At 70.0% G+C, this 21172-nt stretch carries 21 protein-coding genes and 1 tRNA gene; 9 read left to right on the top strand and 13 right to left on the bottom strand.

All coding sequences use genetic code 11. The annotated features are described in order from the left end of the window. Positions 1–56 precede the first annotated feature (56 nt). The 4 genes from KCG34_RS22095 to KCG34_RS22080 all read left to right on the top strand — a co-directional run bounded on the left by KCG34_RS22095 (position 57) and on the right by KCG34_RS22080 (position 6574). A complete protein-coding gene (locus KCG34_RS22095; RefSeq protein WP_211937755.1) occupies positions 57–3608 on the top strand; it encodes a peptidoglycan-binding protein in 3552 nt (1183 codons plus the stop codon). Positions 3609–3659: 51 nt separating this feature from the next. Further along, the gene (locus KCG34_RS22090) at positions 3660–5756 is read left to right on the top strand and encodes a S9 family peptidase (protein ID WP_211937754.1); all 2097 of its coding nucleotides are present in this window, start codon (positions 3660–3662) and stop codon (positions 5754–5756) included. Beyond that, positions 5753–6295 carry a GNAT family N-acetyltransferase gene (locus tag KCG34_RS22085; protein ID WP_211937753.1) on the top strand — a complete coding sequence of 181 codons (543 nt, stop codon included), beginning with the start codon at positions 5753–5755 and terminating at the stop codon, positions 6293–6295. Before KCG34_RS22090 ends, KCG34_RS22085 begins: the two co-directional genes overlap by 4 nt. 75 nt (positions 6296–6370) lie before the next feature. Continuing rightward, entirely contained in the window at positions 6371–6574 is a 204-nt protein-coding gene (locus KCG34_RS22080) for a hypothetical protein (protein WP_211937752.1), read from the top strand. A gap of 1 nt (position 6575) precedes the next feature. Here the strand turns inward: KCG34_RS22080 and KCG34_RS22075 are convergent, their stop codons facing one another. After that, a complete protein-coding gene (locus tag KCG34_RS22075) occupies positions 6576–7607 on the bottom strand; it encodes a glycosylasparaginase (protein WP_211937751.1) in 1032 nt (343 codons plus the stop codon). An 83-nt stretch (positions 7608–7690) separates the two neighbouring features. Between KCG34_RS22075 and KCG34_RS22070 the strand changes: the two genes are divergently transcribed. Together KCG34_RS22070 and KCG34_RS22065 are read left to right on the top strand one after the other, a co-directional pair. Next, positions 7691–8440, top strand: a complete 750-nt coding sequence (locus KCG34_RS22070; RefSeq protein WP_211937750.1) for a copper homeostasis protein CutC — start codon at positions 7691–7693, stop codon at positions 8438–8440. A 109-nt stretch (positions 8441–8549) separates the two neighbouring features. Continuing rightward, positions 8550–9674 carry an aromatic ring-hydroxylating oxygenase subunit alpha gene (locus KCG34_RS22065; protein ID WP_211937749.1) on the top strand — a complete coding sequence of 375 codons (1125 nt, stop codon included), beginning with the start codon at positions 8550–8552 and terminating at the stop codon, positions 9672–9674. On the opposite strand, the gene KCG34_RS22060 is transcribed toward KCG34_RS22065, so the two are convergent. Continuing rightward, complete coding sequence (locus tag KCG34_RS22060; RefSeq protein ID WP_211937748.1) at positions 9655–9942, bottom strand: DUF167 domain-containing protein; 288 nt, start codon at positions 9940–9942, stop codon at positions 9655–9657. The genes KCG34_RS22065 and KCG34_RS22060 overlap by 20 nt on opposite strands. Then, a complete protein-coding gene (locus tag KCG34_RS22055; RefSeq protein ID WP_211937747.1) occupies positions 9942–10244 on the bottom strand; it encodes a YggT family protein in 303 nt (100 codons plus the stop codon). Before KCG34_RS22055 ends, KCG34_RS22060 begins: the two co-directional genes overlap by 1 nt. Before the next feature lie 133 nt (positions 10245–10377). Here KCG34_RS22055 and KCG34_RS22050 point away from each other — a divergent pair. After that, a tRNA-Ala gene (locus tag KCG34_RS22050) sits at positions 10378–10453 on the top strand. 159 nt (positions 10454–10612) lie between these two features. Further along, positions 10613–11290, top strand: coding sequence for a nitroreductase (locus KCG34_RS22045; protein WP_211937746.1), 678 nt, complete (start codon positions 10613–10615; stop codon positions 11288–11290). A 1-nt stretch (position 11291) separates the two neighbouring features. Here KCG34_RS22045 and KCG34_RS22040 read toward each other — a convergent pair whose 3' ends face one another. From KCG34_RS22040 to fucP, 8 genes are all read right to left on the bottom strand, one after another. Beyond that, on the bottom strand, positions 11292–12140 hold the full coding sequence (locus KCG34_RS22040) for a fumarylacetoacetate hydrolase family protein (protein WP_211937745.1): 849 nt from the start codon (positions 12138–12140) through the stop codon (positions 11292–11294). A 22-nt stretch (positions 12141–12162) separates the two neighbouring features. Beyond that, the gene (locus tag KCG34_RS22035; protein WP_211937744.1) at positions 12163–12510 is read right to left on the bottom strand and encodes an L-rhamnose mutarotase; all 348 of its coding nucleotides are present in this window, start codon (positions 12508–12510) and stop codon (positions 12163–12165) included. Between the two features lies 1 nt (position 12511). After that, positions 12512–13240: an SDR family oxidoreductase gene (locus KCG34_RS22030; RefSeq protein ID WP_211937743.1), complete on the bottom strand. Its 729-nt coding sequence runs from the start codon at positions 13238–13240 to the stop codon at positions 12512–12514. A 184-nt stretch (positions 13241–13424) separates the two neighbouring features. After that, positions 13425–14624 (bottom strand): UxaA family hydrolase, encoded by a 1200-nt coding sequence (locus tag KCG34_RS22025; protein ID WP_211937742.1) that lies wholly within the window; start codon positions 14622–14624, stop codon positions 13425–13427. Next, the gene (locus tag KCG34_RS22020; RefSeq protein ID WP_249138117.1) at positions 14624–15955 is read right to left on the bottom strand and encodes an aldo/keto reductase; all 1332 of its coding nucleotides are present in this window, start codon (positions 15953–15955) and stop codon (positions 14624–14626) included. Before KCG34_RS22020 ends, KCG34_RS22025 begins: the two co-directional genes overlap by 1 nt. A gap of 81 nt (positions 15956–16036) precedes the next feature. After that, on the bottom strand, positions 16037–16822 hold the full coding sequence (locus KCG34_RS22015) for an IclR family transcriptional regulator (protein ID WP_211937741.1): 786 nt from the start codon (positions 16820–16822) through the stop codon (positions 16037–16039). Then, on the bottom strand, positions 16819–17706 hold the full coding sequence (locus tag KCG34_RS22010; RefSeq protein ID WP_211937740.1) for an amidohydrolase family protein: 888 nt from the start codon (positions 17704–17706) through the stop codon (positions 16819–16821). The genes KCG34_RS22015 and KCG34_RS22010 overlap by 4 nt, the downstream gene beginning before the upstream one ends. Further along, a complete protein-coding gene (fucP, locus tag KCG34_RS22005) occupies positions 17703–18998 on the bottom strand; it encodes an L-fucose:H+ symporter permease (protein ID WP_211937739.1) in 1296 nt (431 codons plus the stop codon). The genes KCG34_RS22010 and fucP overlap by 4 nt, the downstream gene beginning before the upstream one ends. 171 nt (positions 18999–19169) lie before the next feature. Between fucP and KCG34_RS22000 the strand changes: the two genes are divergently transcribed. Then, the gene (locus tag KCG34_RS22000; protein ID WP_211937738.1) at positions 19170–20144 is read left to right on the top strand and encodes a S1C family serine protease; all 975 of its coding nucleotides are present in this window, start codon (positions 19170–19172) and stop codon (positions 20142–20144) included. A 16-nt stretch (positions 20145–20160) separates the two neighbouring features. Here the strand turns inward: KCG34_RS22000 and KCG34_RS21995 are convergent, their stop codons facing one another. Together KCG34_RS21995 and KCG34_RS21990 are read right to left on the bottom strand one after the other, a co-directional pair. Then, positions 20161–20889 carry a hypothetical protein gene (locus tag KCG34_RS21995; protein ID WP_211937737.1) on the bottom strand — a complete coding sequence of 243 codons (729 nt, stop codon included), beginning with the start codon at positions 20887–20889 and terminating at the stop codon, positions 20161–20163. Between the two features lie 123 nt (positions 20890–21012). Continuing rightward, positions 21013–21159: a hypothetical protein gene (locus KCG34_RS21990; RefSeq protein ID WP_211937736.1), complete on the bottom strand. Its 147-nt coding sequence runs from the start codon at positions 21157–21159 to the stop codon at positions 21013–21015. Positions 21160–21172: the final 13 nt, after the last annotated feature.

Here is a 21172-nt window from a genome sequence, read left to right as displayed (position 1 = left end):
TTACTCGCAAGGGATTGCTGGATAGCGTCGAAATTGCGTGTTGGAGAGCGAATCGAATGACCTCGGGGGCGCCTTGGAGCGTGAAAGGCATAGACCCCAAGGCGCGCGAGATCGCCAAGGTCCTCGCCCGCCGGTCCGGCATGACCCTAGGCGAATGGCTCAACCAAGTGATCCTCGAAGACAACCAAACTTCAGAAGATCTGGCCCAGACCGACTATAGCTCGGATCCCTTCGGGTCATCCCGCCGCCAGCCGGCGCTGCAGCAGGGCGAAGGCTACCGCCGCTACGAGGCGCCGGCCCACCTGGGCGACGAGGCCATGCGCTTCGGCCGCGCCCTGGACGAGCTCTCCAGCCGCATCGAGGCCGCCGAGCTGCGCTCGGCCCAGGCCATCAGCGGCATCGACCAGTCGGTCTCCCGCCTGATGGCCCGGATGGGCGACGCAGAGCGCGAGCAGACCGCGGTCGCCGCCCGCTTCGAGGGCGCTGTCGACGACATCCGCACCGAAACGGCCAAGGTCGGCGAGCGCCTGCGCCGCGCCGAGCAGGAGGACGTCGGCTCCCGCACCGCCGAAGCGATCAAGTCGGTCGAGAACGCCCTCGCCAAGGTCGCCAGCCATCTCTACGAGGGCGACGAACGCAATCGCGTGGCCCTGGCCGGCCTGCGGCGCGACGTCGACGGCCTGAACAGCCGTGTGGAAGAAGGCCTCGCCGCCGCCAATCCTGCCGACCTGGTCGAGGCCGTGGTGGCGCGCCTGTCGGAACGGCTGGAGCAGGCGGAACTGAAAACCACCACCGCCCTGCGCAGCCTGGAGGCCTCGTTCGGCTGCCTCGACCTGCGCCTGGCCGCCGCCGAGGAGCGGATTGACGGCGGGGCCAGCGAAGGCGCGCTGCAGCAGCTGGCCACCGACCTGACCGAGCGTGTCGAGGCCGCCCGCGCCGAGATGGCCGAGAACATCAAGGCCGCCGCCGACGGACGTATCGACCAGGCGCTGGAGACGATGAACGGCCATATTCAGGCCGCCGAACGCCGCTCGGCCCAGGCCATCGAGAAGATGGGCCACGAAGTCCTGCGCATGGCCGACGTGCTCGGCCGCCAGGTCAGCGACGCCGAGCACCGCTCCAACCAGGCGATCGAGCAGGTCAGCGGCGACGTCCGCCGCCTGGCCGACACCATGGAATCGCGCATGGAGCGCGCCGACATGATCGGGGCGGCGGCGCTGGAGAAGCTGGGCGGCGAAATCGCCCGCATCACCGAACGCCTGGCCGAGCGCATCGGCGATTCCGAGCGCCGCTCCGCCCAGGCGGTCGACGATCTGGGCGAGCAGCTGAGCCGCGTCACCGGCCGCGTGCAGGACCACCAGGACCGCGTCACCAGCGAGCTGTCGGACCGCATCCGCCAGAGCGAGGAGCGCACCGCGCGGCTGCTCGAAGACGCCAGGACTCGTATCGACGAGCGCCTGGCCGAGACCAACCGGCGGCTGGAGACCAAGCTGGCCGAGCCGGCGCCAGCCCCAGTCCCCGCCGCGCCTGTCCAGGCCGTCCCCGCCTACGCCGCGCCTCCCTACGCCGTCCAGGCCTTCGGCCCCGCCTATGCCGGCCAGGCCTATGTGCCCCCCAGCTACAGCCCGCCGGTCTATGGCGAGCCGGTCTTCCTCGAGCCAGACGTGGCCCCGTTCGGCCATGACAGCTTCGCCGCCAGCCGACCGCCCATGGGTCCGGCCAGCCCGGCCGCCGCCGAACCGGCCTATGAGGCCGAGGCCGACGAGATCGAAGCGGAATTCGAGTACGATCTGGAGGCCGCCTCCACCGCGCCGCTGATCGCCGAGGAGCTGGACGAGCCCGACTTCATCGAGCCCAGCCTGGCCCAGGCCGTCGCCGAGGAAGAGCCCGTCGAGCCGACGGACCCGGCCATGGATCCGTTCCTTTCGCCGGCCGAGGTGATCGCCGCCACCGCCCGCATGATGGCCGAGTTCGGCATCGAGCCGGACACCCTGTCTCATGGCGCCGCCGCTCAAGCCCTGGCGGACGAGCCCGTCCTGCCCCAGGCCGAGCCCGACGATATCCGCCTGCCGCACGCCGAGGAGGACAGCGCCTGGGCGCCTGAGGCCGAGGCCCCCGCCGTTACGCCTGAGCCCCTTCCTGGCGCGACCTTCGTCTCCCAGCCCTTCGTGGTCCATTCCGCCCCGGCCGAGACCTGGAGCGCCACCGAGACCTACGTCACGACCCCGGCCCATCTGGCCAGCGCCGCTGCGCCTGAAGCCCCCGACGCCGCGGAATCGCAAATCGTCGCCACCGCCTTCGACGAGGGTGACGACGATCTTGACGCGCCCGAGCCCGCCGCCGAAGGTTTCGCCCCGATCGCCCAGGCCCCCTATCTGCGCGACGTCTCCGCTCCGACCGCCGAAGCCGAGCTGGAGGACGACGCCGAGTCTCTGTTCGCGCCCCGCTCCGGCTCCACCCGCGACCTGATAGAGCAGGCCCGGGCCGCCACGCGCGCCGCCGCCCAGCGCACTGAGGGCCGTGGCCGGTCCCGCGCCCGCGACTTCTTCTCCGGCTCCGCCGCTCAGCCGCCATTGCGCCGCCGCCAGGGCTCGGCCACCGCCAACGCCCTTCTGGTCTTCGGCGCCGCCGCCGCGATGGGCGTCTCGGTCGCCGGCTACGCCGTTCTCTCGGAAAAGCCCTCGAGCGGCCTTTCGCAAGAAATCGCGGGCCTGTTCGGGACCAAGACTCCAGCGCCAGCCAAGGCCGCTGCGCCTGCGGTCGCGCCCGGCCCGATCCTGGCCGAAGCCATCGCCACCAAGCCCTCCACGGACGCCTCAGCCGCCGGCGGCCCAGCGACCGCCGCGCTGAACCTGCCGCCCGCGCCCAATCCCGACGCGGTCAGTCTCTATGGCGACGCCACCCGCCGCATCGAGTCGCACGACTTCACCGGCGTCGAGGCGCTGAAGAAGTCGGCCAATCTCGGCTACGCCCCGGCCCAGTTCTACCTGGCCAAGCTCTATGAGGGCGGCGAGGCCGGCCTGAAGCACGATAGCGCCGAAGCCCGTCGCTGGACCGAGCGCGCGGCCCAGGGCGGCGACAAGAAGGCCATGCACAACCTGGCCCTCTACTATTTCGAGGGCACCGGCGGGCCGAAGAACACCACCACCGCCGCCCAGTGGTTCCGCCGCGCGGCGGACCTCGGCCTGACCGACAGCCAGTACAATCTCGGCCGCCTCTATGAGGAAGGCTTCGGCGTCGCCCAGAACCCGGCCGAGGCCTACAAGTGGTACCTGATCGCCGCCCGCGCCGGCGACGCCGAGTCTCGCTCCAGCGCCCAGCGCATCAAGGCCCAGCTGTCCGTGGAGTCCCAGGGCGCCGCTGAACGCGCAGCCCAGAGCTTCCTGGCCCAAGGCCCCAGCCTGGTGGCCCAGGCCACCGTGGCCTCGCCGGTCGTCACCGCCCAGCGCGCGCTGCAGCACCTCGGCTACTATCAGGGTCCGACCGACGGCGCTGAATCCCCGGCGCTGAAGCTGGCCATCGCCGCCTATCAGCGAGACCAGGGCCTCGCCCCCTCGGGCGCGCTGGATCCGGCCCTGAACGAGCGTCTGGCGGTGATCGCGCAATAGGGGCGGCGACGCCCCTTCCCCAGCCCTCGCCCCCTCGCTAAGTCTTGGGGCATGACCCGCCCCATCGCTCCTGTCGCCCGCAAGGATCCCAAGCGGATCGAACAACTCGGCCGTATCCGCGTCGACGACTACGCCTGGCTGAAGGACGACAACTGGCAGCAGGTGTTGCGCGACCCCAGCGTGGTGCGGGCCGACGTGCGCGAGCACCTCGAGGCCGAGAACGCCTATTGCAAGGCCATGCTGGCCCAGACCGAGCCGCTGCAGGCGCAGATGTTCGCGGAGATGAAGGGGCGCATCAAGGAGGACGACAGCTCGGTCCCGACCCCGGACGGCCCCTGGGACTACTATGCCCGCTTCGAACTGGGCGCCCAGCACCCGATACACGCCCGCCGCCCGCGCGGCGCCGAGACCGGCGAGGTGATCCTGCTGGACGAGGACGCCGAAGCCAAGGGCAAGGCCTATTTCCAGGTCGGCGGCGCCCAGCACAGCCCCGACCACCGACTCTACGCCTATGCGGTCGACGAGCAGGGCTCGGAAGTGTTCCGTATCCTGATCAAGGACCTGGAGACCGGCGAAACCCTGCCCGAGCCCGTGGAGAGCGCCACAGGCGGCTTCACCTTCTCGCCCTGCTCGAACTGGCTGTTCTGGATCTGGCGCGACGACCACGGACGGCCGGCCAAGGTCTATCGCCGACCCGCGCGCGGCGGGACAAAGGACGATGTCCTGGTGTTCGACGAGCCGGACGAAGGCTTCTTCCTGTCGGTCGGAACCACCTCGTCCGACGGCTTCATCGTCATCGGCTCGGGTGACCATGAGACTTCAGAGGTGCGGCTGATCCCGGCCAACGATCCGACCGCTGAGCCCAAGGTGGTCGAGCCGCGCGCCCGCGGCGTCCGCTACGACCTGGAGCATTGGGACGGGCGCTTCCTGATCCACACCAACGCCGACGGGGCGGTGGATTTCAAGGTCATGCAGGCCCCGCTGGGCGATCCCTCGCGCAAGGCCTGGACCGAGTGGTCGCCGCACCAGCCAGGGCGCTATGTGGTGGCGATCGGGGCGGTCAAGGACTGGTTCGTGCGCCTGGTGCGCGAAAACGCCAACAACAAGATCCTCTTGACCGCGCGCGAGACCGGCGAGGAACACGAAATCGCCTTCGCCGAGGAGGCCTATGCCCTGAGCCTCGCCGGCGGCTACGAGTTCGACACCACCACCTTGCGCTTCGTCTACGAGTCGCCGACCACCCCGCGGCAATGGTTCGACTACGACCTGAAGACCCGCGGCCGCACCCTGCGCAAGACCCAGGAGATTCCCTCCGGCCACGATCCGTCCGCCTACGTCACACGCCGGCTCTACGCCCGCGCCGCCGATAGGGCGGAGGTGCCGATCACGGTCCTGATGCGGGCTGGAACTCCGCTGGATGGCTCAGCGCCCATGCTGCTCTACGGCTATGGCGCCTATGGCATCCCGATGGAGCCGCATTTCTCGATCCGCAACCTGTCGCTGGTCGACCGCGGCTGGATCTGGGCCACGGCCCACGTGCGCGGCGGGGCGGAAAAGGGCTGGGGCTGGTTCCTGGACGGGCGGGGCGAGAAGAAGACCAACACCTTCACCGACTTCATCGCCTGCGCCGAGCACCTGACGGCCGAGGGCTATGGCCGTAAGGGCCGTATCGTCGCCTATGGCGGCTCGGCCGGCGGCATGCTGATGGGGGCGATCGCCAATATGCGCCCCGACCTCTGGGCCGGGATCATCGGGGCGGTGCCGTTCATCGACGTGCTCAACACCATGAGCGACATCACCCTGCCCCTGACCCCGCCGGAATGGCCGGAGTGGGGCAATCCGCTGGACGATCCCGAGGCCTACGACCGCATCGCCGGCTACAGCCCCTATGACAACATCGGGGCCAAGCCCTATCCGGCGGTGCTGGCCACCGGAGGCCTGTCCGACCCGCGGGTGACCTATTGGGAGCCGGCCAAGTGGATCGCCAAGCTGCGCCAGTTCACCACCGGCGAGGCGCCCATGCTGCTGAAGATCAACATGGAGGCCGGCCACGGCGGCGCCTCGGGCCGGTTTGATTTCCTGAAGGAGATCGCCCTCGACTACGCCTTCGCCATCTGGGCGGTGGAGCGCGGGTGGGAAAACCTGTGACGACGCTGGTCCGCGCGGCCACGGCGGCCGACGCGCCGGCGCTCGCCGCCATCTACGGCCACCATGCGCTGAACGGCTTCGGCACGTTCGAGGAACATCCTCCGAGTACGGAGGAGATGGCCTCGCGCCTCGCCGCCGTACAGGCGCGCGGCCTGCCCTATCTGGCGGCCGAAGTGGACGGCCAGGTCGCCGCTTTCGCCTATGCCGGCCCGTTCCGCCTGCGCACGGCCTATCGCTACACCGTCGAGGACAGCGTCTATGTCGCCCCCGGCCATCAGGGCCAGGGCCTGGGCAAGCTGGTGCTGGGCCGGGTGATCCAGGCCTGCGAGGCCATGGGCCTGCGCCAGATGCTGGCCGTGATCGGCGACAGCGAGAACGCCGGCTCGATCGGGGTGCACGCCTCCCTGGGCTTTCGCCACGCCGGGGTGATGCAGGCGGTGGGCTACAAGAAGGGCCGCTGGCTCGACGTGGTGATCATGCAGCTCGCCTTGAACGGGGGCGGCGAGGGCGCGCCTGAGGCCCCGGGCCTGGACCTCTAGGGCGCATAGGCCGCAGGGCCGGCGCGGGCGCGAGCGGCCATACTGCAGCCTGTTTCGTGTCCCAGGTTTTTCCCAATGTCTTCAGTTCGCCGCTTCGCCCTCGCCGCCGCCCTGGCCGCCCTCGCCCTGACCGGCGCGGGCTGCGTCGCCGCCACCGTCGCCGGCGCGGCCGGAGCCGCAGTCGGCGTCGCGACCAAGGTCACCACCACAGCGGTGGGCGTGGGCGCAGGTGCGGTCTCCGCCGCCGGCCGGGCCGCGACCGGCGGCTCCTCGAAATAGGTCAGGCAGCCGGATAGAAGCTCGGTCCGGGCAAGACCAGATCCTGGCGCGCCCCGTCGCACAGGGCCCAGCTGAAGCCGGACTGGATCGCCCAGGCGCCCGCCTCGCCCTCGCGGTTCAGGGCGATAAAACCCACCTGCAGGTCCTTGGCGTCGGCCTTGCGCTTCAGGATGCGGGTCACCGCCTCCTTGCAGGCCTCGGCGGGCGAGCGGCCCTGGCGCATCAGTTCGACCACCAGGAAGCTGCCGCAGTTGCGGATCACCTCCTCGCCGACCCCGGTCGAGGTGGCCGCTCCGACCTCGCCGTCCACATAGAGGCCGGCGCCGACGATCGGACTGTCGCCCACCCGTCCCCGCAGCTTCCAGGCCATGCCGCTGGTGGTGCAGGCCCCCGAGAGGTTCCCGGCCGCATCCAGGGCCAGCATGCCGATGGTGTCGTGGTTGGCCGCCCCGCCCGGCGTGCCGAGCTTGCCCTTGCCATAGGTCGAGGCCTCGCTGTTGGCCGCCGGCTGGTACTTCGCCGTCTTCAGCCATTCCTGCCAGGCGATGCGGGATTCCGGCGTCAGCAGCTCCTCGCGCTCGAACCCCTGCTCCACGGCGAACTGCAGGGCGCCGTCGCCGGCCAGCAGCACGTGCGGGGTCTTCTCCATCACCCGCCGCGCCACCGAGATCGGATGGGCGATGTGCTCGATCGCCGCCACCGCGCCGCAATTGCCGTCGTGATCCATGATGCTGGCGTCCAGGCTCACATGGCCGTCGCGGTCGGGATAGCCGGCCCGGCCGACGCTGTGGTTGCTGAGGTCGGCCTCGGTCACCCGCGCCCCGGCCTCCACCGCGTCCAGCGCCCGCCCGCCGCCGTTCAGCACCCGCCACGCCGCCTGATTGGCCGCCACGCCGAACGGCCAAGTCGAGATCACGCAGGGCTTGCCGAGCCTGACGCCCTCGGCCCCTGCGTCGGCCGCCGCGGCCGCGCCCGCCGCCATCGCCGCCGGCCCGGCCATCCCGGCCTTGATCAAGCGTCTGCGATCGATCATCAGCGGCTCCTCACACATCCTGTTCGCCCGCCCAGGCTTACACCCTGCAAGGCCGCGGGCAACCTGAAGCCGGAGCCGCTCCCATGTCCCCTCGCCGCCTCCTGGAAGTCTGCGTCGACAGTCCCGCCGGCCTGGTCGCGGCGGTGCAGGCGGGCGCCGACCGCATCGAGCTCTGCTCGTCTCTCGCCTTGCAGGGCCTGACCCCCACCCCTGGCCTGATGGCCTTGGCGTCGCGCCAGCCCATCCCCGCCTATCCCATGATCCGCGCCCACCCGGGCGAGTTCCGCTATGAAGCCCGCGACGTCGACGTCATGCGCTGGGACATCGACGCGGCGCGCGCCGCCGGCCTGCCCGGCGTGGTCATCGGGGCCAACACCGCCTCGGGCGAGCTGGACGAGGATGTCCTGGCCGCCCTGGTCGAACATGCCAAGGGCCTGGGCCTGACCCTGCACCGCGCCTTCGACCTGGTTCCCGACTTCGCCCGGGCGCTGGAGACCGCGATCGCCCTGGGCTTCGAGCGCATCCTGACCTCCGGCGGCGCCAGGAACGCGCTCCTGGGCGCCGACCGCATCGCCGAGTTCGTGGCCCAGGCGGGAGGGCGCATCAGGGTCATGGCCGGCTGCGGCGTCACCCCCGCCAATATCGCCGAGATCGTGCGGCGGACCGGGGTCCACGAAGTCCACGGCTCGTTCGGCGCCCGGGTCTATGCGCCGGAAGGGCCGGAAATCCCCGGCGACCGCGCCGCCGACCTCGGCTTCGCCATGCTGGACCGCAAGGACACCCTGGGCGCGTCGGTGGCTGAGGCCGCCGGGATTTTGAAGACGCTAGGCTAGGTAACCCCCCGTGACCTAAGGGAAATTCACTCGAATGTGCGCGCCAGCCGGCCCCGGCGCGGCTATGCTCCGCAACCAAGACCGCAACAGCGGCAGGGAGACGAACGAGATGGAAGCGCTTCTGGACGCGCCGGCGATCGCCCAGCGGATCCTGGACCACATCGACAACCAGACCACCGACGTCTGCGACGAGACCTGGCGCGAACCGGTGGCCAACTACCGCTCCGAGGCCCGGTTCCTGATCGAGCGCGATCAGGTCATGCGCCGGGTCCCTACCGCCTTCTGCCCTTCCGCCGCCCTCGATCGGCCGGGCGCCTACATAGCGCGCGAGGCGGCCGGGACGCCGCTGATCGCCGTGCGCGGCGGCGACGGAGTGGTGCGCGCCTTCCGCAACGCCTGCCGCCACCGCGGCGCCCAGGTGGCCTGCGGCCACGGCCGCGAGGCCAGCTTCGTCTGCCCCTATCACGGCTGGACCTACGGCCTGGACGGCGCCCTGCGCCACGTGCCGCACGAGGACGGCTTTCCCGGCCTGGACAAGGCCAAGAACGGCCTGGTTCCCCTGCATGCGGTGGCCGAGCGCGGCGGGATCGTCTTCATCACCCAGGACGCCCCCGCGCCGGGCGGCCCCAGCCTGGACGGCCTGCCCGAGCTTCTGCCGCCGAGCCTCAAGCTGGTCTCGACCGGCCAGCAGGACAGCCACGCCAACTGGAAGATCGTGGCCGAGGGCTTCCTCGAGGGCTACCACATCTACGCCACCCACCGGGACACCTTCTTCCCGGTGCAGTTCGACAACCTGAACGTGGTCGAGCGGTTCGGCTGGAACAGCCGGGTCACCTTCCCCTATCGCAACATCAACAAGCTGCGCGGCGTGGCGCCGGCCGAACGCCGGGTCGGCGGGACCCTGACCCACGTCTATCACCTGTTCCCCAACGTGATCGTGGCCACCTTCCCCCAGCGGACCCTTTTGGTGGTGCTGGAGCCGATCAGCGCGACCCTGACCCGCACCCTGACCTATGCCCTGGCGGAGGAGGAGACGATCGAAACCGCCAAGGACGCCATCGCCCGCGACACCGACTTCGTCGACGCCGGCGCGCGCGAGGACCGCGAGGTGGTGGAATCGATCCAGCGCGGCCTCGCCAGCGGCGCCAACGACCATTTCCAGTTCGGGCGCTTCGAAGGGGCGATCACCCACTTTCACCGCAACCTGCGCGCCCTCATAGAGGGGATGGGCTGAGCCGTTGCGCCAGCTCGACCTGCTCCAGCCCCTCGATCTCCAGCTGCTTCAGCCGCGCCGTCTCGCCGGCGACGACCCGCACCGCGCCCTTGGATACGCCCAGGGTCTTGGCGATCAGGCGGACCAGGGCGGCGTTGGCCTCGCCCTCCACCGGCGGGGCCGCGACGCGGACCTTGAGGAAGGCGCGCCCAGCCTCGTCCTTGTCCCAGCCGTCGATGCGGTCGCGCCCGGCTCGCGGGGTCAGCCGCACCACCAGCCGCGCGGTCATCAGATGGAGTAGAACACCCGGCCGAGCAGCAGGTTGTTCACCAGCCGCTGGATGAACTCCAGGAGCAGCAACAGGATGATCGGGCTGATGTCGAGCCCGCCCAGCGAGGGAATGACGCGGCGGATCGGCCGGAGCGCGGGATCGGTCAGGGCGTAGAGAATCCGCTCGATCTGCATCACGATCGGGCTGCGCGGATTGACGATGTTGAACGCGGTCAGCCAGCTCATGATCACGGCGACGAACACCACGAAGATGTAGAGGCCGACCACGGCGTTGAACAGCCACAGCACCGCGTCGATCATGGTTTCTTCCGACTCTCGTCAGTTCATGGAGCGCCCCATCTAGCCCGGCTTGGCCGTCTGCGGCAAGGCGCGCCGCCGCACGCGCTTGACAGCCCAGGGCGGCGCCCCTTATGTGCGCGCCTACCCTGAAAAGGGGGCCGTAGCTCAGTTGGTAGAGCGCCTCGTTCGCAATGAGGAGGTCAGGGGTTCGACTCCCCTCGGCTCCACCAGGAAGGCCGCAAAGGTCTGACTGGGAAGGGGATTTCGGACAAGACGAAAAGCAGCTCGCTCGTCGGCGGTCGCCCCACCTTGCCGGCCGGTCAAAGTGAAGTTGACCGCCCTTGCGGCAGGCGCGGCATGACCCCGTGCAAACCGAAAACGAGGGTGGAATGAAGTTCGACGATGTGGTGCTGGGCCGGCGGAGCATCCGGGGGTTCAAGCCGGAGGGCGTGCCTAAGACCGTGATCCGCGAGGTCATCGAGCTGGCCATGCGCGCGCCCAGCTCGCTGAACACCCAGCCCTGGAACTTCTATGTGGTCGCGGGCGCGCCGCTGGACCGCATCCGGGTCGGCAATACCGAGCGCAACCTGGCCGGCGTGCCGGCCTCGCGCGAGGTCCGCAGCCATGGCGACTATGTCGGCCCGCACCGCGAGCGGCAGATCGAAATCGCCAAGCAGCTGTTCGGCGCCATGGGCATCGAGCGCGACGACAAGGTGAAGCGGACCGACTGGGTGCTGCGGGGCTTTCGCCAGTTCGACGCGCCGGTTTCCGTGGTCATCACCTATGACCGCTCGATCCACGGCGGCGACATCGGGCCGTTCGACTGCGGCGGGGTGGTGAACGCCCTGGTCAACGCCGCCTGGTCCCGGGGGCTGGGCTGCGTGATCAACAGCCAGGGCATCATGCAGTCGCCGGTGGTGCGCGAGCACGCCGGCATTCCGGACGACCAGGTGATCATGATCTGCGTGGCCATGGGCTATCCCGACGATCGGTTTCCCGCCAACGCCGTGGTCTCGCGCCGCAAGCCGGTGGACGAGGCGGTGGTGTTCGTGGGCTTCGAGGACTGACTTAACCCCAGGCCACGACCTCCTGCCGCTGTTCGCCCAGGCCGCTGATACCCAGGCTCATGACGTCCCCCGCCTTCAGGTAGACCGGCTCGGGCTTTTGGCCGAGGCCGACGCCGGGCGGGGTGCCGGTGGTGATCAGGTCGCCGGGCAAAAGGGTCATGAAGCGGCTGACGTAGCTGACCAGCTCTGGGACCTTGAAGATCATGGTGCTGGTCGAGCCCGCCTGCATGCGCCGGCCGTTGACGTCGAGCCACATCGCCAGGGCGTCGTGGTCCACGATCTCGTCGCGGGTGGCGAGCCAGGGGCCGACGGGGCCGAAGGTCTCGCAGCCCTTGCCTTTGTCCCAGGTCCCGCCGCGCTCCATCTGGTATTCGCGCTCGGAGACGTCGTTGATCAGGACGAAGCCGGCCACATGGTCCATGGCGCTGGCCTCGTCGACGTAGCGGGCGGTCTCGCCGATCACGACGCCCAGCTCGACCTCCCAGTCGGTCTTGACCGAGCCCTTGGGCAGCATCACCGGATCGTTGGGGCCGGACAGGCAGCTGACCGCCTTGGTGAACATCACCGGCTCGGCGGGGATCGGCATGCCGGATTCCTTGGCGTGGTCGGCATAGTTGAGGCCGATGGCGATGAACTGGCGCACGCCCGAGACCGGGACCCCGATCCGCGGCATCCCCTCGACGACGGGCAGGCTGGCGACATCCAGCGCCGCCAGCCTGGCCAGGGCCTCGCGGCCGAGGGCGGCGGGGGTGATGTCGGCGATATGGGCCGAGAGGTCGCGGATCTGGCCCTCCCCGTCCATCAGACCCGGCTTTTCCTGGCCCGCGGGGCCGTAGCGCAGCAGTTTCATGCTTTGGTCTTTCCGTCTCTTTTCAGGGCTGTTCGGCGAGGGCGAAGATACGCTCAGCCGGGGTCCATTTCTCGCCGGGTTTGGCCCAGGGCAGGGCCTTCTGGAAGCGGTCCATCATCGCCTCCCAGGCCATGACCTCCGGATCGGCGGCGTCGGCCGCGGCCTTGGCGGCGAAGGAGAAGCCGTCCTCGGCCTCGACCAGCATCACCAGCCGCTCGCCGCAGATGTGGATCTCCATGTCGGTGATCCCCGAGGCGCGGATCGAGGCGACCACCGCCGCCGGCGGGCCGCCCGGCGCGTGCCAGCGGCGATAGGCAGCGATCAGCTCCGGATCGTCCTTCAGGTCCAGGAGGAGCACGAAGCGTCGCATCTCAGCCGATCCAGCCGCCGTCGACGATGTGGATCGCCCCGGTGGTGAAGCCGGCGGCGTCGCTGGCCAGATAGACGGCCAGCTCGGCGATCTCCTCAGGCTTGCCCAGCCGCCCCATGGGCTGGCGGGCGACGAAGGCCGTCCGCGCCGCCTCGTAGTCGCCGGTGGCCGCCAGCCGCGCCTCCAGCGAGGGGGACTGCACGGTGCCCGGGCAGATGGCGTTGCAGCGCACTCCCCGGCCGACGAAATCGGCGGCCACCGACTTGGTCAGGCCGATCACCGCCGCCTTGGTGGCGCCATAGGCGAAGCGTCCCGGCACGCCCTTCACCGAGCTGGCCACCGAGGCCATGTTGACGATCGAGCCCCCGCCCGCCGCCAGCATGGCCGGCAGGAAGGCGCGGATGGTGCGGTACATCGAGCCGACATTGAGGTCCCAGGAAAACGCCCAATCGGCCGGCTCGCAGTCGAGGATGCTGCCGGCGTGGACGAAGCCGGCGATATTGGCCAGGACGTCGATGGCCCCCAGCTCCGCCGCCAGGGCCGTGATCGCGGCGGCGTCCAGCACGTCCAGCCGGCGGGCCTCGCAGCCCGCCAGCCCCTCCAGGGCGGCGAGGTCGATATCGGTGGCGATCACCCGCGCGCCTTCGCGGACGAAGGCCTCGGCGGTCGCCCGCCCGATCCCTTGCGCTGCTGCGGTCACCAGGGCGGTCTTGCCGCTCAGTCGTCCCATGGGGTCCTCGGTCCTTCTGTCCGGCGCAGGCCCCCTCCACCACCCTTCGGGCGGTCCCCTTCCCCCTGAGGGGGAGGAATTGGAGCACCGACGTCCACGCCATTCCTCCCCCACTGGGGGAGGGGGACCATGCGAAGCATGGTGGAGGGGGCTCGCCGCGACTCAACACTCACAGCCAACACCCTCAGGCCGCCCGGACCGGCAGGCAGGCCGGGCCGATCGGTTCGAAATGCTTGTAGGTCAGGATGAACTCCTGGTGGCCCAGGTCCTCAGACGCGGTGCGCCGGCCGCCGGCGGTGGCTACGACCAGGTCGAAGATCTCCGCGCCGACCTCGTCCACGCCGCTGCGCCCCTCCAGGATGCGGCCGGCGTCGACGTCCATGTCTTCGGACAGGCGCCGATAGGTCTCGGGGTTGGCGCAGACCTTGATCACCGGCGATATAGCCGAGCCGACCACCGAGCCGCGGCCGGTGGTGAACAGGATCATGTGCGCCCCGCAGGCGATCAGCTCCACCGCCTCGGTGTTGTCGGAAATGTTGGGAAAGCCGAACCGCGGCTCGCCGTCGGGCACCACGTCCAGCAGGTAGAGGCCGCCGCCGGGCGGGCGGTCGCCAGGCTTGATCAGGCCGCTGATCGGCGAGGCGCCCGACTTGGAATAGGCGCCCATGGACTTTTCTTCCTGGGTGGTCAGGCCGCCGTCGGCGTTGCCGGCCGCGAAGCTGCCGAAGCCCATGATGGTGTAGTAGCGCGCCGCTTTCTCCACGCAGGCCTCGATCTCGGCGCCGAGCTCAGGCGTCACCGCGCGGCTGGCCATGATCTTCTCGCAGCCGATCAGCTCGCCGGTCTCCTCGAAGATGCAGGCGGCGCCGGCCTCGACCAGCCGGTCGAAACAGCGGCCGACGGCGGGGTTGGCGGTGACGCCGCTGGTGCCGTCCGAGCCGCCGCAGATGGTGCCGATCACCAGCTCGTCCAGGCCCATGGCCGCTCGCGGCGCCTGGTCGGCCGCGGCGCGCAGGCGGGCGACCGCCTCCAGCCCCGCCTGGATGGTCGAGCGAGTGCCGCCGGCCTGCTGGATCACCAGCAGTTCGGCCGGCCGACCGGCGGCGCGGGCGGAGTCCAAAAGAGCCTTGCGGTTGAAGCTCTCGCAACCCAGCGAGACCAGCAGCACCCCGCCCACATTGGGATGCGCGCACAGCGCCTGCATCACGGTGAGGGCGTAGTCGTTGGGATAGCAGCCGGGAAAGCCGATCAGGTGGGTGTCGAGGTCGTCGGCGCGCGTGACGATCTGGCGGGCCACGTGGTGAGCGCACTCCACCAGATAGGCCACCACCACCACGTTGCGGATGCCCTTGCGCCCGTCGGGCCTGAGATAGGCTTGCAGCATCAGTCGGCCTTTCCGCCGACGGCGTCGCGGCCGTGGCTGGCTATGTAGTCGCTGGTCAGGTTGTGCGCGTGGACGTGGGCGCCGCGGGCCGCGGGCGCGGTCATCGAGCCGATCGGGGCGCCGTATTTCAGCACCTTGTCGCCGGGCTTCAGGGCGCGGCGGGCGATCTTGTGGCCGGTGGGGACATCGTCCAGGGCCGTGACCCGCTCGCCGTCGATCTCCAGCACCTGGCCGGCCGCGACCGGACCGGCGCAGACCAGGACATTGTCAGCCTCGGAGAGCAGGATCAGCGGGCCGGGCCGGCGCGGGGTCGGGGCGTCGGGACGCAGCAGGCCCTCGTGGAGCAGGGCCTCCCATAGGGCGTCAGGGATCGGCAGAGCCATCAGGCGCGCGGCGGCCTTGACCTCAGCGGCGCTGGCCAGGCCCGGGATCACGCTGGCGACCTGGGGATGGGCCAGCGGGAACTGCAGGGCGGCGGCGGCCAGGGGAACCTCGAAGCGGGCGCAGACGGCCTCCAGCCGCTCCACGCGCCGCAGCACCTCGGCCGGCGCGGTCTCGTAATTGTACCGGGCCGGGGGCTCGCCGCCGGCGCCGCGGGCCAGGACGCCTGAATTGTAGGGGCCGCCAATGATCACCCGCACACCGCGCGCGGCGCAGAGCGGAAGGAAGCTCTCCAGCGCCCCCTGCTCCAGCAAGGTGTAGCGCCCGGCCAGCAGGATAACGTCGAACTCGGCGGCTCTCAGCGCCTGTTCGGCCACCTCCCACTCGTTGACGCCGATGCCGATCGCCCCCACCGCGCCCTCATCGCGCAAGGACCGCATGGCGGGATAGCCGCCGTCCATGAACTCGGCGAAGCGCCGCTCGTGGTCCTCGCCATGGGTGACCCGGCCGATATCGTGCGCCAGGAGGAGGTCGATGCGCCGCCGCCCGAGCCGCCGGCGGCTGTCCTCGAACGAGCGCAGGATGGCGTCGCGGCCATAGTCGAACACCGGCTCGAACGGTGCGGCCTCGGCGAAGCCATGGCGGACGCCGCCGGCCGCGTCGGCGGCGATGGGCTGCAAGGTCCGCCCGACCTTGGTCGAGACCAGCGTCTTTTCCTCGGGGTCCAGCTTGGCCAGGGCCACGCCCAGCCGGCTCTCGCTGAGGCCGAAGCCGTAGTGGGGGGCGGTGTCGAAATAGCCGATCCCCTCGGCCAGCGCGGCGGAGACAGTCTCGAAGGCCTGGGCGTCGCTGATCGGCGCATAGAGGTTGCCGATCGGCCCGGCCCCGAACCCCAGCCGCGGAAAGCTGGGAAGCGGTCTTTCGCCCTGCCTCTGCGCCTCGTAGGCCAAGCCTCGCCCCGTTCATTTATGAAAATAGTATTTCCTGTAAAAATGCGCGCCGGGGCTGGCGGTGTCAATCGTGCGCCGAACTCAAGTCCCCTGAAGTTCGGCCGAGATGCGCCCGGCGGCGGCCTGCAGCGCAGCGATGGCGGCCTCGATGGTCATGGCGACGGGCCGGCTCTGCATGTAGGGGATGGTCAGGGCGGCCACGGCGCCGTGCGGGCCCATCACAGGGGCCGAGATGTCGATCACCCCCTCGACGAAGGCGCTGGGCGCCTGCTCGCAGCCCTGGGCGCGGATAGCCTCGGCGCGGCGGGCGAAGGCGGCGGCGCTCATCCTGCCGCCGGGGGCCAGGCGGGCGAACAGGGCCTGGCGCGCAGCCTCGGGCTGGAAGGCCATCAGCACCGCGCCGGAGGTCGAGTCCGTCAGCGGGCGGCGATAGCCGGGGCGCACGGAAAAGCCGACATAGCCGGGGTTCTCGACCCGGGCCACGACCACCATCTGGTCGTCGGAGGCGATGGCCAGGTGGCAGGACTGGCGCGCCTCGGCCGAGAGTTGGCGCATCACCGGCAGGGCGGCCTCCATCAGGGTGCGGACCGGCGCCCGGGTCATGGCCAGGGCGAACAACTTGCTGCTGAGCTCATAGCCGTCGCCGTCGGCCGCCGGCTCGATGTAGCCGCGATACTCCAGGACCTGGACCATGCGGAACAGCTCGCTGACCGAGCGGTCCAGGGCCGCGGAGATCTGCGATGTGGTCATGGCCGAACCCTGGCGCGCCAGCAGTTCCAGGATATCGAGGCCCTTTTCGAGCGCCGGCGCCCGGTAGCGGCGCGGGCCGTCGGCTTCGCTGTCCGGCTCGGCGTCGTCCAGGCTCATCGGCGCAGGCCCTCATGCTGAAGCGGCGAGTTGGAGCCGATTTGCCCGGCCGGACAAGCGGTTCCAAGGCGGTAGGCGCGGCGGGCGTTGGTCTCGAAAATCGCCGCGCGGGCCTCCTCGCCCAGGCTGGCGACTAGGTCCTGGGCCATGCCGAGCCAGGCGGCATAGTCGCCGGCCAACAGCAGCACCGGCCAGTCGCTGCCCCAGATCAGCCGCTCGGGGCCGAATATCTGCAGCAGATGCTGGACGTAAGGTTCGAGTTCGCCGGCCCCGGCGCCCGGCGACGCCTCGGTCAGGAGGCCGGAAAGCTTGCACCAGACCTGGGGCAATTCGGCCAGCCGGGCCATGTGATCGCGCCAGGGGTCCAGGCGGCCCTCGGCGATCGGCGGCTTGGCCGCGTGGTCGATGACGATGGTCAGGTCCGGGCGCTGTTTCGCGACATCGGACAGGTGCGGCAGGTGGCGCGGGAAGACCAGGGCGTCGAGGGCGAGGCCGGCGCGGGCCATGGCGTCCAGGGCCGGCGCCACGGCCGGGCTGGCGATCCAGGCGTCGTCGTCCAGCCCCTGCAGCATGGGTCGCAGGCCGACGAGCTTGGGCCGCTTGGCCAGGGCGGCGATCCGGCCCGGCGCGTCGTCCGCCGCCAGGTCCGTCCAGCCGACCACGCCCAGGATGAAAGGCTCGGCCGCGGCCAGGCCCAAAAGCCAGTCGGTGTCGCGCTCGCTGGACTGGGATTGGACCAGGATCGAGCCGGTCACGCCCAGGGGCTCCGCCGCCGCCTTCAGATCGGCCGGGCCGAAGTCGCGATGGATGGCCGCAAGATCTGGCGTCGGCCAGGCGCAGTCGTTCCGGTCGAGGCGCCAGAAGTGCTGGTGGGCGTCGATCACGGCGTGGCCTCGGCCAGCAAGCCCGCCGCGGCGGTCCGCCGACCGGCCGTGAGGGCGAAGGCGGCGACCACGGCGAAGGCCAGGGCCGGGACCGCCATAGCCGCGGCGATCGAGGCCCGGTCGGAAATCCAGCCCATGGCCGCGGTCAGGACCGCCCCGCCGATGATGGCCATGACCAGGAACGAGGCGCCGATCTTGGTCAGCGGCCCCAGCCCCTCGACGCTGAGCGCGAAGATGGTCGGGTACATCACCGACATGAAGAAGCTGGCGGCCACCAGGGCGATGAGGCCCGCCATGCCGGGCGCCAATACGCCCACAAGGCACAGGCCGACATTGATCGCGCCGAACAGGGCCGTCAGCCGCGCAGGGCTGACCCGCCCCATCAGGGCCGAGCCAACGAAGCGGCCAGCCATGAATACGACGAGCGAGATGATCAGGTAGCCGGCAGCGGCGCGCTCGGGCGAACCGACCTCGCGCTCGGCATAGCGGATCAGGAAGCTCCACACCCCGACCTGGGCGCCGACATAGAAGAACTGGGCGAGGACGCCGAACAGGTAGCGAGGCCGCGCCAAGAGCGCGCGCACGTCTGCCATGGTCCCCTGTTCGCTCGCGGCATGATCGCTGGCCGCCGTCGGGAAGCGGGTCAGGGCGATCAACCCGCCCCAGACCAGCACGAACAGGCCAATGACGAGATAGGGGCCCTGAACCGCGTGGGCTTGGGCGGCGTGTAGGGCGTCGAGTTGCGGCGGGGGCATGGCCGCAAGTTGCTTCGCATCCGGCTCGGCGGCGGAAAATATGAACTGGCGACCCACGATCACGCCGGTGATCGAGCCCAGGGGGTTGAAGGCCTGCGCCAGGTTCAGCCGCCGCGCCGCCCCCTCAGGCTCGCCCATCACCAGCATCAGGGGGTTGGCCGAGGTCTCCAGAAAGGCCAGGCCCGCAGCGATCACGAACAGAGCGCCCAGAAAGGCGGAATAGAGCCGAACCTCGGCCGCCGGAAAGAACAGCAGCGCGCCCAGGCCGTAGAGCGCGAGCCCCAGCATCACCGCCACCCTGTAGCCGAACCGGCGCATGAACATCGCCGCCGGCAGGGCCAGGAGGAAATAGCCGAGATAAAAGGCCGACTGCACCAGGCCGGACTGCAGGTCGCCCAGCGAGAACGCCTTGCGGAACTGGGCGATCAGGACGTCGTTCAAGTTGTTCGCCATGCCCCAGAGGAAGAACAGGCTGACGATCAGGATCAGCGGCACAAGCCGCGCCCGCTCTGCGCCCTCCAGCCTGCGCCCCGTCATGCGGCGGTTGCTCCCTGATCGGTCCGCCGTCTGGGCGGCGCAGGCAACGACACCACATATGAAAATGATGTCAATTATAAAAAAGGCAATTGCAACGTCGCGCACCGCCGCCGTCCCCTTGCGCGACGCCTCATCACGCCCAAGATTCAAGATCTGAAAGGAGTCGCCGGCGTGAACTCACCCTTTGAAGGCTATGAAGTCGATGCGCGGCTGAGGCCGGCGCCGCAGGACTTCGCGTTCGAGCTGGACCATGTGCTGTCCTCGGTCGTTGCGCTCGAGGCGAAGATCCCCGAAGACGCCTTCACCGCCGGAACCCTGGGCGCCCACCGCATCGGCAACGGCGCGGTGATCGGGCCCAATGGCCTGGTGCTCACCATCGGCTACCTGGTCATGGAAGCCGAGGAAGTGCTGTTGACCCTCAACAGCGGCCGGCAGGTTCATGCTCACGTCCTCGGCGTCGATCCCGTCACCGGCTTCGGCCTGGTCCAGGCGATGGAGCCTCTCGGCCTGCCTTCATTGCCGATCGGCGATTCCCGGTCGCTGACGGCGGGGGATACGGTGATCGTCGCGGGCGCCGGCGGCCGGGCTCATGCCGCGGCCGGCCGGGTCGTCGCGCGCCAGCCTTTCGCCGGCTATTGGGAATACCTGCTGGACGAGGCCCTGTTCACCGCCCCGGCGCACCCGCACTGGAGCGGCGCGGCTCTGATCGACGAGCTGGGCCGGCTGGTGGGGATCGGCTCGCTGAACATGCTCGGCCAGTTCGGCGACGACGCCGTGCCGATCAACATGTTCGTACCGTCCGAGCTCCTGCCGCCGATCCTGAACGACCTGACCCAGGGCCGCCCTCCCCACCCGCCTCGGCCCTGGCTCGGCGTTCTGGCCCAGGAACTGGGGTCCAGGGTGGCGGTGGTCGGGGTCAATCCCGGCGGTCCCGCCGCCCGCGCCGAGCTGCATGCCGGCGACCTGCTGCTGGCGGTGGGCGGGCGGCCGGTCTCGGACCTGGCGGAGTTCTACCGGCGCCTGTGGGCGCTCGGTCCGCCGGGGGTGACCATTCCCCTGCGCGTGCAGCGCGACAGCGACGTGTTCGAAGTCGAGATCCGCTCAGCCGACCGCGGCGCGCTGCTGAGGAAGCCTCGGTACAACTGAGGCGAGTCTAGGCGGCTTATTTCATCGGCGTGATCTGCAGCTTGTAGGAAATGTAGAGAGCCAGATCGAGCGGCCCCTCCTGGTACCAGGCGATCGGGTGCTGCAACCCGTCCAGCACGAAGCCGTAACCCGGACCAAATTGCGCAGCGCTCGCCTTGGCGTCCTCGGCGATCAGCCGCAGCAGCTCGGACCGGTTCCGCTCGGGTCCCACGATGGTCAGATTCCAGTCGGACTCCCGTAAGACCTCGGTGCGCCCCGCCTTGGGCACGCTCTTGATGAAGGCCGTGACACGCGCAGTGGCCGAGTCAAAGCTGTCTGTGGCCGAGACCGGGGTCTTGATGACCACGCGGGCGACGCTGGTGTCGGTCTTGGTGTCTGGTTCGATCACCGAATCGAGCATGGTTTCGTCGAACGCCCCCACCACCTCGTCTCCGAGACCTAAACTGATCCCATGGCTTGCACCGGCTGCGCGGATCATCGCCCGCAGGGTCTGCTTGAGCTCCTCGCGCCTCTGTCCGGGTTCGCGAGTGTCACAGACGACGCGGACCTCGGTGATCAGGTTGTCGGCGCGACGTGTCAGCGTGACATGCGGGGTCTGCTGCGGATCGTATTCCGAAATCCGACGTTCAGCAGTGACGACGATCTCGCCGGCTTGAGAGCCGGGATTTGGGACTGGCCGCGCGAGGGATGGCGTCGCCCCTATCGAGATAGCCAACACCGCCGCCCATAGTCGCAAGCTTGCCATGTTTCCTCCCGATCGCGCGCCAAGACAAACTTAGGCACGGCGGCAGCGGGACTGCAACGCTGAGATGAGGGCCGATGCGGACGCACACCTCGCGCTGGCGGCGGGCCTCCAGCGGGCCTTTGCTCAGCCCATCCCGCCATAGCGCAGCATCACACCCACGACGGCGCCCATCAGGCTGAGCACGATGGCGATCGCAAGCGACATGTCGGAACTCGCGGCTAGGGCGACGGGATGGTCCCGCAACCATGACAGGTGCGGTTGAAGATTCACTGAACCTCGATCA

Origin of the sequence: Phenylobacterium montanum (genome assembly GCF_018135625.1) — a bacterium.
Classification (GTDB): Bacteria; Pseudomonadota; Alphaproteobacteria; order Caulobacterales; family Caulobacteraceae; genus Poindextera; species Poindextera montana.
This window is presented reverse-complemented; position numbering and strand designations above follow the sequence as displayed.

What these genes read in the sequence shown, in the direction of transcription:
- KCG34_RS22090 (WP_211937754.1), top strand. Translation starts at nt 3,660, where the DNA reads ATGACCCGCCCCATCGCTCCTGTCGCCCGCAAGGATCCCAAGCGGATC.
- KCG34_RS22030 (WP_211937743.1), bottom strand. Translation starts at nt 13,240, where the DNA reads ATGGGACGACTGAGCGGCAAGACCGCCCTGGTGACCGCAGCAGCGCAA.
- KCG34_RS22065 (WP_211937749.1), top strand. Translation starts at nt 8,550, where the DNA reads ATGGAAGCGCTTCTGGACGCGCCGGCGATCGCCCAGCGGATCCTGGAC.
- KCG34_RS22060 (WP_211937748.1), bottom strand. Translation starts at nt 9,942, where the DNA reads ATGACCGCGCGGCTGGTGGTGCGGCTGACCCCGCGAGCCGGGCGCGAC.
- KCG34_RS22095 (WP_211937755.1), top strand. Translation starts at nt 57, where the DNA reads ATGACCTCGGGGGCGCCTTGGAGCGTGAAAGGCATAGACCCCAAGGCG.
- KCG34_RS22055 (WP_211937747.1), bottom strand. Translation starts at nt 10,244, where the DNA reads ATGATCGACGCGGTGCTGTGGCTGTTCAACGCCGTGGTCGGCCTCTAC.
- KCG34_RS22045 (WP_211937746.1), top strand. Translation starts at nt 10,613, where the DNA reads ATGAAGTTCGACGATGTGGTGCTGGGCCGGCGGAGCATCCGGGGGTTC.
- KCG34_RS22035 (WP_211937744.1), bottom strand. Translation starts at nt 12,510, where the DNA reads ATGCGACGCTTCGTGCTCCTCCTGGACCTGAAGGACGATCCGGAGCTG.
- KCG34_RS22080 (WP_211937752.1), top strand. Translation starts at nt 6,371, where the DNA reads ATGTCTTCAGTTCGCCGCTTCGCCCTCGCCGCCGCCCTGGCCGCCCTC.
- KCG34_RS22040 (WP_211937745.1), bottom strand. Translation starts at nt 12,140, where the DNA reads ATGAAACTGCTGCGCTACGGCCCCGCGGGCCAGGAAAAGCCGGGTCTG.
- KCG34_RS22075 (WP_211937751.1), bottom strand. Translation starts at nt 7,607, where the DNA reads ATGATCGATCGCAGACGCTTGATCAAGGCCGGGATGGCCGGGCCGGCG.
- KCG34_RS22070 (WP_211937750.1), top strand. Translation starts at nt 7,691, where the DNA reads ATGTCCCCTCGCCGCCTCCTGGAAGTCTGCGTCGACAGTCCCGCCGGC.
- KCG34_RS22025 (WP_211937742.1), bottom strand. Translation starts at nt 14,624, where the DNA reads ATGCTGCAAGCCTATCTCAGGCCCGACGGGCGCAAGGGCATCCGCAAC.
- KCG34_RS22015 (WP_211937741.1), bottom strand. Translation starts at nt 16,822, where the DNA reads ATGAGCCTGGACGACGCCGAGCCGGACAGCGAAGCCGACGGCCCGCGC.
- fucP (WP_211937739.1), bottom strand. Translation starts at nt 18,998, where the DNA reads ATGACGGGGCGCAGGCTGGAGGGCGCAGAGCGGGCGCGGCTTGTGCCG.
- KCG34_RS21995 (WP_211937737.1), bottom strand. Translation starts at nt 20,889, where the DNA reads ATGGCAAGCTTGCGACTATGGGCGGCGGTGTTGGCTATCTCGATAGGG.